The sequence below is a fragment of the Candidatus Paceibacterota bacterium genome (assembly GCA_028718635.1).
Lineage (GTDB): Bacteria > Patescibacteriota > Minisyncoccia > Phycocordibacterales > UBA9973 > UBA9973.
This window is the reverse complement of the sequence record JAQULK010000001.1, coordinates 409,929-421,185: the sequence shown is the minus strand read 5'-3', so window position 1 is coordinate 421,185 and position 11,257 is coordinate 409,929. Positions and strand designations below refer to the sequence as shown.

Below are 11,257 nucleotides of genomic sequence, written 5' to 3'. Positions count from 1 at the left end.
TTTTATTCTAGCAGAAAAAACCCTTATTTCAAAGGGCATTATAATCGTGAGTTACGAAACATAACTTTTCGAAGGGGTTTCGAGCGCGACGGCGCGAGAACTTCAGGATTTTTCAAGCTTCGAAAAATCCGTACCAAAGAAAAGTTTATGTTTCGTAACTTTTATTCATCTAAAATATCAAAATCATCCCCTTCTTGGACAACGGCTTTTTTCCGGCGAATAAAATAAACTGCGCCCGCGCTAGCTCCAATAAAAACAAAAGAAGCGATGGGAATGATGGGCACAGAGTAATTGTCTTCACTGCTACTATTCATAACATTGCTTTGTAAATTGATAGTTCCTGAATTTCCCAGCGGTTGAACCGCTGTAGAAACTTTACTCGTCATATTTTGATGGGGAGATTTAGGGGGTTGTATTTCCGCATTATAATCAGATATCAATTCACCAGTTCCAGAATAAAGTTTTAAGTTGTTTTGATCGTTCTGGGTAAATCCGGTTATTTTACCAGGAACAATTACTTGTTTTTTAGACATAATCACGCTGTTTTTGGGAAAAATAAAAATTTTTCCATTTGCATTAATGACCCAATTTGAGATATCTATGTCCGAGCTGGCATTGTTTGAGAGTTCAATAAAAAAATCTTTTGCATCCCCTACTTTAGAAATAAAAACAGAAGTCGGAAGAACTTTTACCACCATTTTGCTGGTCGCTTCGGGGGTTTTTGAAAAATTATTTTGGTAGTATTCCAAAAATAAAACATACTCGCCTGAATAATAATAAGTATGAGAAAATTTTTCAAAATTATTTATTTGTTCCAACGAACCGCCGTCGCCAAAATTCCACGAAGCCCTGCCGAGAACAACATTTTCATTGGAAAACCCTAAGACATTAGTTTTTATTTCAAGCGGTTGCCCGGTAAAAGCTAAAGCATTGGCTAAAATTTTTACTTTCATGGTCGGATTTTCAATCACTTTTGGCTTGGGTTCTGGCTGAGTTGTTGAAGTGTTGGTTGAAGAATTTGAATCATTACTAGGTGAATCAGAGACAGGTAACGGAGTAGATAAAGAGCTATCAACTGTTATTGTATAAGGCGAAGTCAATATGAAATCGTAAGTAACTGGGCTTGCAACATCTTTCTTCACATGAACAGAAATATTATATATACCATCAACTAAGACTTTATTTTTAGGAGATATGGCACCATTCCATGTTTCAGTACAATAAGCGGTGCCGTCACAAGAATTAGGAGAAAATGTTTTATAAATACTAGAATCATCGTTTTTTTCAATTTTTATTGAAACCCAATTAGGTATGTTTTCATTAGCAGAGAACTTAATTTCTACAGGATTAACAACAGGATTTGCCACAATATTGGAAGAAGTTCCATTTAAAGTATAAGAAATAATCGGTGTCACTTCTGTAGCTAATACCAACTTAAATCCCAAAAATAAAAAAACAAACCCCACTAGAATCAGTTTTTTAAACATGGTAGAATGATACCATGAGTGAAGACAATAAAAAAATTGATTTTTTAGCAATTGGGGATATTGTGATAGATGTTTTTATTAAATTAAAAGACGCAAGCATCAAGGGGACTCCTGACAATAAAGATTACGAGATATGCCTGCCTTTTGCGGACAAAGTTCCATACGAAGATGTTTTTGCTCTCCCCGCCGTAGGTAATGCAGGCAATGTTGCGGTGGCAGCTGCTCGGCTAGGACTTGAGACAAAGCTCGTTTCCAACGTTGGGGATGATAAAGCAGGAATAGATTGTTTAGATTCACTTAAAAAGGACGGGGTCGGCACCGAGTTGATAAAAATAAATTCTGGAATAAAAACTAATCAACATTTTGTTCTATGGTATGAAGCTGAAAGAACTATTTTAATAAAACATGAAATTTATCCATACAGCTTGCCAGAATTTGACGAACCAAAATGGATTTATTTCAGTTCTGTAAATGAAACAGCCTTTCCTTTTCATTACACTATAGCCGACTATTTAGATGCCCATCCAGAAACAAAATTCGCTTTCGAGCCGGGAAAATTTGAAATAAAATTGGGAAAAGAAAAATTGCAAAGACTCTATAAACATACTGATATGTTTTTCTGCAATGTTGAGGAAGCAAAAAAAATATTAGGGTTAGATAGCGGAGAAATCAAAGAATTACTCCAAAAGATTTATTCTCTCGGGCCAAAGACTGTGATAATTACAGACGGACCAAAAGGCGCTTATACTTTTGACGGCGCAGAGTACTTATTTATGCCCCCTTACCCTGATCCAAAACCTCCCCATGAACGCACCGGCGCTGGAGATGCTTTTTCCTCCACTATTGTAATTGCAACCATATTGGGTAAAACTTTGCCTGAAGCTTTGGCTTGGGCAGGCATAAACTCTATGTCCGTGGTCCAAGAAGTCGGAGCGCAAAGAGGACTTTTGACAAAAGAAAAATTGGAAGAATATCTAGAAAATATACCAGAAAGCTATAAAACTGTAAAAATTTAAAATAAACTTTTGAAGGGGTTTTGAGGCTGTCGAGCCGAAAACTTCAGGATTTTTTAAGCTTCAAAAAATCCGTACCGAAAAAAGTTCTATTTTAAATTTTTCTTTTTAAAACTTTCCTCACCGCTTCTTTGATAGAATTTTTGCCCATACCATAATGTTCGATAAGTTCTTTTGGAGTACCGGATTGGCCGAATCGGTCATGCACACCGATGAATTCAATGGCAGTTGGATAATTGGCCGCTAAAACCTCTGCTACAGCCGAACCCATGCCTCCGGCAATTTGATGTTCTTCTGCTGTCACTATTGCTTTACATTCTTTTGCTAAAGCGACAATTGCTTCAGAATCTATTGGTTTTATACTTGATAAATTCATCACTTTTGTTTTTATGCCTTCTTGCTCTAATTCTTTGGCGGCAAAAAGCGCGTGCGACATGAGTCCGCCAGTAACGATTATTCCCACCTGGGCCAACCCTACATCCGGCATCCAAAAAATTTCTGCTTTACCTATTTGCATAGGAGTTTCCTCCGTGGTAATGATTGGCGTTTTTTCACGAACAAGACGCAAGTATGCTGGTTTCCCCGTTTTTGCAAGCGCTATTGTCGCTTTTTTAGCTTCAAGGGCGTCACAAGGAGAAATGACGTCAACGTTCGGCATCACCCGCATCAAAGCTATGTCTTCAAGCGCTTGGTGCGTACCGCCATCAGGACCCACAGAAATACCCGAATGAGAGCCCACGATTTTTACCGGCCTATCATTGTAAGTTATTGTTGTTCTGATTTGTTCCCAATTTCTCCCGGGAGAAAACATCGCATAAGAAGAACAAAAAGGAATCTTGCCCATAGCTGCCATACCCGAAGCCACTGTTACTAGGTTTTGTTCTGCTACTCCGACTTGGATAAATCTATTGGGAAATTTTTCCGCAAATAAATTCATTTGAGTGCTTTCTGTCAGGTCGGCGCAAAGTCCTACGACATTTTCACTAACCCCACCCGCTATCAACAGCCCCTGCCCGAAACCTTTACGTATGGGGACCTGTTCGACATCGTCATTGAAAATTTTGGGATTCAATTTTAATTTCGGATTCAACATAAAAATAAAATAATTTTAAAATCTTACTTCCCGCAATTCTTTTATTGCCATCTCCCCCTCTTCTTTGTTTGGAGCCTTGCCATGCCATTTATAATTTCTTTCAAATTCTTTTACGCCTTTGCCTGGTATGGTATGCGCTATTATGACCGTCGGCTTTTCATAGATAGCTTGCGCTTCTTCTATCACTTCATTCAATGATCTAAAATCGTGTCCGGAAACTTCTATCACGTGCCAATTAAAACTTTTCCATTTTGCGTGAAAAGGTTCAAGAGGCATTACATCTTCGGTATATCCTTCAATCTGAATGTTATTTCTATCGACAACTGCAATCAAATTATGTAATTTATTTTTCCCTGCAAGCATGATTGCTTCCCAAGTATTTCCTTCGTCCATCTCTCCATCAGACATAAAACAATAAATAAATCTATCTTTGTCTTTACCATCTATCTTGTCAGCAAGTGCCATACCGACTGCTTGTGAAAGACCAGAGCCGAGCGGGCCAGAAGAAGTTTCCATATATGGCAGATATTCCCTATGAGGATGCCCTTGAAGCCTAGTGCCAAATTTTCTTAAGGTTTTCAATTCTTCAACTGGGAAATATCCAGCATGCGCCATTACCGAATACAACACTGGGCAAATATGACCATTAGAAAGCACCACTCTATCCCGTTCTTCCCAAGAAGGATTTTTGGGATCATGTTTAAGAATATGAAAATAAAAAAGAGTAAAAATATCCGCCATCCCGAGAGGCCCAGCAGTATGTCCACTCCCCGCCTCCATAAGCATTTCAATAATAGAGATGCGAATCTCGTTCGCCTTCTTTTCCAACTCCAAAATTTTTTCTTCAGTAAGCATGTTTTTATAAGCTTTCAAATTCTTCTATCGTTCCAATTATATCATCAACATTAAAAATAGCCGAACCGGCAACAAGTTTTGTCGCTCCTGCTTTGATTAAAAGTGGCGCTGTTGTTTTGTTGACACCGATGTCAATTGCAATAGGTAGATCAGGGTACTTCTCTCTTAAAATTTTAATTTTTTCATAAACCTGTTCATCTAAGGGAATCCCTTTATGTCCTATGATATCGTTTCCCATACATTGCACAAAATCTACAGAAGAAATCAATGGATAAATTTGCTCAAGTGGTGTTGACGGATTTATAGCGATACCTATTTCGATACAATCTCTAATATACATATCTATTCCTTCTAAGAAATGATGGAAACTTTCAATTTCCCCCACAGCCTCAATATGAAATATTATTCTCTTTGGACCGAGCTTGGTATAAATATCGAAATTTTCCACAGCGTCAGCCACCATTAAATCAAGCTCAAAATCAATGTCTTCCCAAAAAGGCATTCCTTCTTGTTCATTCAAAATTCTTTGAAAATGGAGATCTGCTCCACCACCGGAAGAAAACGGCCAAGTGCGAGTAGGCACAAAAATTCCATCACAAAGATCTATTTGCACCACAGGCGCCACGCCTCGCGCTAAAGCAATTTTATTTTTTAAGTTTTCATAATCTTTTTCTAAAATTGCCGGAATTATTTCTGCCATAATTTAGTCTATTTTTAACTCATCTATTTTTGCCAAACGACGAATATGTCTTTCATCTCCGCTATACGGGGCATTTAACCAAAAGTTAACAATTTCTACCAAATCCGCTTCGGTAAAATATCGAGCGCCCAAGGAAAGAATATTGGCGTCATTGTGCGCTCTTGATCTAGCGAGAATTCCTGACTCAGCTTCCACCACTGCTGTTGCTCTACCGTAATAAACGATAGCTCTTACATAGGGGAATCTATTGGCGACTATTGCCTCTCCTTGTCCAGTACCTCCTAAAATAATGCCTCTTACTTTTGTTGAATCATGCACGTCTTTAGAGACAGCTCGGGCAACTTTGGAAATGAAATCCGGATAATCATCATTTTCGTCATAATCATACGCACCTTCATCTATGACTTCATGCCCTTGAGTTTTTAAAAAAACCACAAGAGCCTCTTTTAATACGTACCCTGCATGATCTGTTCCAATATAAATTTTCATCCCATTATAAATTTTAATTAATAATTTTTATCTACTGTGTCCCATTTGTTGAATTTATAACGGGACAAGTATTGTTTTTATTATACAGTGTTCCCTGTCTTAATAACATGGTCCACCAACGTATGGGTATACCCCATCTCATTATCATACCAAGCCATCACTTTTACTAAATTGCCTCCGACGACGCGCGTCATGGCAAGGTCTGCGATTGAAGCATATTTGCTCCCTAAAATATCCGAGGACACAAGGGGCTCTTCTGTAACTGAAAAAATATTTTTCCACTTATCTGAACCAGCTTGTTTTTTTAATATTTTATTTACTTCTTCTACACTTGTATTTTTATTTGCAATAAATGTAATATCTACGATTGACCCAGCTGGCACAGGCACCCGAATAGAGATACCGTCAAACAAACCCGTCAAGGCAGGAAATGCCTCTGTCACCGCCACAGCCGCCCCAGTAGAAGAAGGCACAATGTTTTGCGCAGCAGCTCGTCCTTCACGCAAATCTTTTTTACTTGGTCCATCGACAAGCGCTTGAGATGCAGTATATCCATGCACAGTATTTAAGATTGCTTTCTCTATGCCAATCTCTTCAAAGAGTATTGCGATAAGAGGACTGGCTGCATTGGTCGTACAAGAAGCGTTTGAAGTAATGTCACATGTACCAAATTTTTCTTCATTCACACCCAATAAAATAGTCTCGCCGTGAGCTCCTCCCACATCTCCTTTTGATGGTGCTGAAATCACAACTTTCTTTGCACCTTGATCAATATGAAATTTTGCTTTTTCATAAGAAGTAAAAAGTCCCGTAGACTCTACGACTAGATCAATGTTGAGTTCTTTCCAGGGCAGTTTCGAGGTATCTTTCAACGACAAGAATTTAACCATTTTGCCGTCAATAATAATATTACCGGCATCGTGCTTCACATCGTGAGACCAGGTCTTGTACACGGTGTCATATTTTAATAAATAAGAAAGGCTTTCGAGTGACCCTAGGTCATTCACCGCCACAATCTCAATCTCCGGCTTATCCCAAGCAATCTTTAAAAAAGCTCTACCAATCCTTCCAAAACCATTTATACCTACTCGTATTTTTTTCATAATTAAATTATACCAAAAAATAAAAAAAGTGTATAATCATGAAAATGGAAAAAGACACAGAAATAAAGTTTATACACCTCCATACTCACTCCCATTATTCATTACTGGATGGGCTTTCAAAGCTTGAGGATTTGGTGGATTTAGTTAAAAAAAACGGAATGGGAGCTCTGGCTATTACCGACCACGGAAATATGTACGGTGCAATTGAATTCTATAAATTAGCTAAAAAAGCTGGTATCAAACCAATTCTCGGAGTAGAGGCTTATATGACCGCAGGTTCACGGAAAGATAAGACACTAGAAAATGGAGCTAAGCGTTACTACCATCTCACTCTCCTAGCAAAAAACCTCCAAGGCTATAAAAATTTGATGAGGCTGGTGACTATCTCAAACTTGGAAGGATACTATTACAAACCTCGAATGGATAAAGAAATATTAAGACAATATTCAGAAGGAATAATTGCTCTTTCAGGATGTCTCGGCGGAGAACTTGCTCAGGCGCTCATGAATAAAGATGAAGAAAAGGGAGAATCGATAATAAAAGAATATCAGGAAATTTTTGGAAAAGAAAATTATTTTCTAGAAATTCAAAGACATCCAAAATCACCCAACGATGAGGAAGTCCACAAAAGAATCATTGCTCTTGGAAAAAAATTTAACATTCCCTTAGTAGGGACAATTGATTCACACTATCCTTGTCATGAAGACCGAAAGGCGCATGAAACTCTGCTCGCTATTCAGACCAACTCAGACATCAAGGATGAAAATAAATTTACTTTTGGCGAGGATGATTATTTTTTTGTAAACACCGAGCAGGCAAAAGAACTTTTCAAAGAAACACCGGAGGCTGTGACCAATACTATGAAAGTGGTAGAAATGTGCAATTTGGAATTGGAATTAGGACGTTGGGTTTTTCCAGATTTTAAAATACCCGATGGAAAAACTCCTGATGAGAAACTGCGAGAACTCACCTATGCTGGATTTGAAAGGCTTAACTTAAAAGAAACTCCGGAAATCAAAGAAAGAGTAGAATATGAATTACAAGTTATTTTTAAAAAAGGATATTCGCCATATTTCTTGGTGGTTGGTGATCTGCTACGTTACGCTAAAGAAAATGGTATTTTAAGCGCTATCCGAGGCTCGGTCGCGGGATCAATGGTTACTTATCTGTTAGGTATTACTAATATAAACCCAATTGAATACAAACTCCCTTTTGAAAGATTTTTAAATCCATTTCGTCCTTCACCTCCTGATATCGATATGGACTATGCCGACAACAGACGAGATGAAATGATTGAATATGTTAAAAGAAAATACGGGGAAGATAAAGTTGCCCAGATAGGAACTTTCGGCACCATGATGGCCAAAGGCGCCATCCGCGACGTCGCTCGAGCACTTGCCTATCCTTATGCTACTGGAGATAGAATTTCAAAAATGATTCCACTCGGTTCGCAAGGTATGCCGATGACCATAGACCATGCGATGGAGATAGTTCCAGAATTAAAAGAGGCGTATCAAAAAGAAAAAGACACGAAAGAGATAATTGATTTAGCTAAAAAATTGGAGGGCTGCGTCAGGCATATTTCGGTGCATGCGGCTGGAGTAGTCATCGCCCCGCAACCAATCTATGAATATATGCCGACTCAGTTTGATCCAAAAGGAGGAAAGATAATCACGCAATATGATATGTATAGCGCCGAAGAGGCTGGGTTGCTTAAATTCGACTTTTTGGGAATAAGGAACTTAGCCATTCTTTCAGACGCAGTAAATCTTGTAAAAAAATTCTACAATATAGATATAGATATAGATCGCATTCCATTGAACGACCGGAAAACCTTTGAACTTTTAGCTAGTGGTCAGACAGAAGGCTTGTTCCAATTAAACGGCAGCGGTATGACCAGATATCTAAAAGAATTAAAGCCTACTTCAATTCATGATATTAATGCCATGGTCGCGCTTTATCGTCCGGGACCTATGGAATCAATACCGGAATACATAAAACGCAAACATAATCCTAATCTCGTAAAATATTTGGATCCTCGAATGAAAAAATTCTTAGGAGAATCATACGGGCTCATCGTCTATCAAGACGACTTGCTTTTCTCGGCGATAGAACTCGCGGGATACAATTGGGAAGAAGCAGATAAGTTCCGTAAGGCTGTTGGTAAAAAAATTCCAAAAGAAATGGCTGCCCAGAGAGAGAAATTTACCAAAGGCATAATCGCAAACGGCCAGACTCCAGAATTTGCTGAAAAATTATGGAAACTTTTTGAACCGTTTCAGGCATATGGTTTCAATAAAGCGCACGCGGCTTCATACGGCAGAGTGGCCTACCAGACAGCTTATATGAAAGCGCATTATCCAGTCGAATATATGGCTGCGATCCTCACTGCTGAATCAGGGGACGTAGAAAAAATCTCAGAAATAATTGAGGAATGTAAAAAAATGAAGATTGATATTCTTCCTCCGAACATCAATGAAAGTTATGGGGGTTTTACTGTAATTCGAGAAAACAAAAATGGTCAACCTGCCACGTCGACCACTCAAAAAAAAGTAGGAAGGATTAGGTTTGGATTTTATACTATTAAAAATTTAGGCACTGATATTTCAGACGCAATAATTGCGGAAAGAAAATTGAATGGAAAATTCAAATCCATCACGGATTTTCTAAATAGAATAAAGCATAAAAATTTAAATAAAAAATCAATGGAAGCATTGATCAAATCTGGATGCATGGATGATTGGGAGGATCGCGGAGTGCTTCTTGCTAATCTAGAGGCAATGTTGAAATATAGTCATGAAAATTCTAAACAAAACCAAAATCAAATTTCTCTTTTTGGAGGTGAAAATTCTATCAAGGCTCCGGAATTCAAATTACAGACCGCCCAAACTGCCAGCCAAGCAGAAAAATTGCTTTGGGAAAAGGAACTATTAGGACTTTATATTTCAGGACATCCGCTGGATCGCTTGCGTGAAAAACTTGAAAAAAGAACTGTTAACATCAAAAAAATAAAAGAGGAATTCGGCAACGGAATGCAGATCACCATCGCTGGAATTATAGAAACTTCCAGGCAAGTAGTGACAAGAAATAATGAACGCATGGCCTTCCTTAAAATTGCAGATTTGACTGATTCTATAGAAGCCGTTGCTTTCCCTTCCCTCTTTAAAGAATCTATCGAGATACTTATCGCCGAAAAATGTATCGCTCTCTCTGGAAAAGTCTCTAATAAAAACGGAGAAAAAAGCATCATTATCGAAGCGGTAAAAGAGATCTAAATATTTAATTATACAAACTCATTGCCTTTTCTTTGCTTTCGGTAAAAATCATCTCCACCGCTTCGGCAACTTTTTTCGAAAGCTTTTTTAATGTTTCCAATTCTGATTTTTTATATTCGCCAAGCAAGAAATTCAAAACCGCTTTCTCCCCTTTTGGTTTTTTTACTACGCCTTTCGGAGTGGCAGGTGAAATGCCAATCCTGATTCTTACAAATTCTCGTGATTTTAATTTTTTAATAACCGATTCTAATCCATTGTGCCCGCCGGAACTTTTATCAAAGGAAATTTTCATTTTACCAATTGGCAAATCAATATCATCATAAATCACTATAAGATCTTTTAAATCTTTTTTACTTTTTATCAGAGGCGCAACAGCTTTTCCAGAATTATTCATAAAAGTATCCGGGGTAAGAAATTTTATCTTGCTGTCCGCCAATTTTTTTTCCAAAATCCCAACCAAAATCCGCCCAGTATTGTGTCTAGTATTTTCATATTCTTTTCCCGGATTTCCCAAACCTACTACTAATTTCATGGTTAGGATTATAACACAAAACCTCACCCTTCGCCCTCTCCTGACAGGAGAGGGTTGGGGAGAGGTGAATTTAATATTACCCAACAAAAAACACTGAGCTGTCAAGGACATTATATGCTATATTATAGCAATGGAAGAACAAATTAAAAAAACCAAATGGCAGTCATTTTGGGAGCTAGTACGTTTTGCCCTTGTAGCATTGATTATCGTCGTCCCTATCAGAGCCTTTGTCGCTGAGCCTTTTATAGTCTCGGGAAGTTCGATGGTCCCGACATTTACAAACGGAGATTATCTTATAATAGACAAAATATCTTATGAATTAGGCAATCCAAAAAGGGACGATGTGGTAGTTTTCCGATACCCAGGAGACACCACAAAATTTTTCATTAAGAGAGTCATCGGCTTGCCAAACGAAACAGTGGATATAAAAGGTAACGACGTAACTATTACCAACAGCGCCCATCCGGAGGGTTTCAAGATAGACCAGCCTTTCGTAAAAAATACTTCCAACAACGAAGAGCACATTGTGCTGAAAAGCGATGAATATTTTGTTATGGGCGACAACAGAAGTGCCAGCTCAGACTCAAGAGCTTGGGGCCCGGTAAAAAAAGATTTATTTACAGGAAGAGCATTTCTTCGTTTGTTGCCGATAAGCAAATTAAACCTGTTGCCTGGTAATTACCAACAAATAGTACCTTAGGTGCTTTCTA

The 11,257-nt window shown here is 38.2% G+C and carries 10 protein-coding genes; 3 read left to right on the top strand and 7 right to left on the bottom strand.

The genetic code is table 11. From position 1 onward, the window contains the following. Positions 1-161: 161 nt before the first annotated feature. Entirely contained in the window at positions 162-1,487 is a 1,326-nt protein-coding gene (locus PHT16_02270) for a hypothetical protein (protein MDD5721251.1), read from the bottom strand. A 14-nt stretch (positions 1,488-1,501) separates the two neighbouring features. Between PHT16_02270 and PHT16_02265 the strand changes: the two genes are divergently transcribed. Continuing rightward, positions 1,502-2,503, top strand: coding sequence for a carbohydrate kinase family protein (locus tag PHT16_02265; protein MDD5721250.1), 1,002 nt, complete (start codon positions 1,502-1,504; stop codon positions 2,501-2,503). 91 nt (positions 2,504-2,594) lie between these two features. Here the strand turns inward: PHT16_02265 and PHT16_02260 are convergent, their stop codons facing one another. The 5 genes from PHT16_02260 to gap form a co-directional block, all read right to left on the bottom strand. Further along, positions 2,595-3,593: a transketolase C-terminal domain-containing protein gene (locus tag PHT16_02260; protein MDD5721249.1), complete on the bottom strand. Its 999-nt coding sequence runs from the start codon at positions 3,591-3,593 to the stop codon at positions 2,595-2,597. 15 nt (positions 3,594-3,608) lie between these two features. Further along, on the bottom strand, positions 3,609-4,448 hold the full coding sequence (locus tag PHT16_02255) for a transketolase (GenBank protein MDD5721248.1): 840 nt from the start codon (positions 4,446-4,448) through the stop codon (positions 3,609-3,611). A gap of 4 nt (positions 4,449-4,452) precedes the next feature. Continuing rightward, positions 4,453-5,148, bottom strand: coding sequence for a hypothetical protein (locus tag PHT16_02250; GenBank protein MDD5721247.1), 696 nt, complete (start codon positions 5,146-5,148; stop codon positions 4,453-4,455). Between the two features lie 3 nt (positions 5,149-5,151). Further along, positions 5,152-5,637, bottom strand: coding sequence for an RpiB/LacA/LacB family sugar-phosphate isomerase (locus PHT16_02245; protein ID MDD5721246.1), 486 nt, complete (start codon positions 5,635-5,637; stop codon positions 5,152-5,154). An 80-nt stretch (positions 5,638-5,717) separates the two neighbouring features. Further along, the gene (gene gap / locus PHT16_02240; protein MDD5721245.1) at positions 5,718-6,740 is read right to left on the bottom strand and encodes a type I glyceraldehyde-3-phosphate dehydrogenase; all 1,023 of its coding nucleotides are present in this window, start codon (positions 6,738-6,740) and stop codon (positions 5,718-5,720) included. Between the two features lie 44 nt (positions 6,741-6,784). Here gap and dnaE point away from each other — a divergent pair, with 44 nt between their 5' ends. Further along, positions 6,785-10,015: a DNA polymerase III subunit alpha gene (gene dnaE / locus PHT16_02235; protein MDD5721244.1), complete on the top strand. Its 3,231-nt coding sequence runs from the start codon at positions 6,785-6,787 to the stop codon at positions 10,013-10,015. Between the two features lie 4 nt (positions 10,016-10,019). Here dnaE and pth read toward each other — a convergent pair whose 3' ends face one another. Beyond that, positions 10,020-10,547, bottom strand: a complete 528-nt coding sequence (gene pth / locus PHT16_02230; GenBank protein MDD5721243.1) for an aminoacyl-tRNA hydrolase — start codon at positions 10,545-10,547, stop codon at positions 10,020-10,022. A gap of 130 nt (positions 10,548-10,677) precedes the next feature. Here pth and lepB point away from each other — a divergent pair, with 130 nt between their 5' ends. Further along, positions 10,678-11,247, top strand: a complete 570-nt coding sequence (gene lepB / locus PHT16_02225) for a signal peptidase I (GenBank protein MDD5721242.1) — start codon at positions 10,678-10,680, stop codon at positions 11,245-11,247. Positions 11,248-11,257: the final 10 nt, after the last annotated feature.